Raw genomic sequence first — 241 nt, 5'->3', positions numbered from 1 at the left:
CATTATGTGATGTAGTGCTAGATTTACCTATAGAAACTTCCAATGTTCAGTCAAAACATATACCGCAAATGTTAGCTACTGAACAAAAGCCATCCAATTTATACAGCGCGAAAATCCAACATGATGATGGCGCAAATGGTGATTCAATCTTTGATTTTTAATTTATGATGGCAACATTAGACTAAAAAATTGAGTATTAGAGAAAAAGGTAGGGTAAATACGATGAAAAAATTTATTGTCA

General features: G+C 32.0%; 1 protein-coding gene. It reads left to right on the top strand.

The features are described from left to right. Positions 1–14 precede the first annotated feature (14 nt). Positions 15–161, top strand: coding sequence for a DUF5327 family protein (locus tag SB660_RS23340; RefSeq protein ID WP_410584944.1), 147 nt, complete (start codon positions 15–17; stop codon positions 159–161). Positions 162–241 lie beyond the last annotated feature (80 nt).

Origin of the sequence: Bacillus sp. SIMBA_005 (genome assembly GCF_046535585.1) — a bacterium.
GTDB classification, from domain to species: Bacteria; Bacillota; Bacilli; order Bacillales; family Bacillaceae; genus Bacillus; species Bacillus pumilus.
The sequence above is the reverse complement of the archived record's forward strand: the minus strand, read 5'-3'. Positions and strand labels throughout refer to the sequence as shown.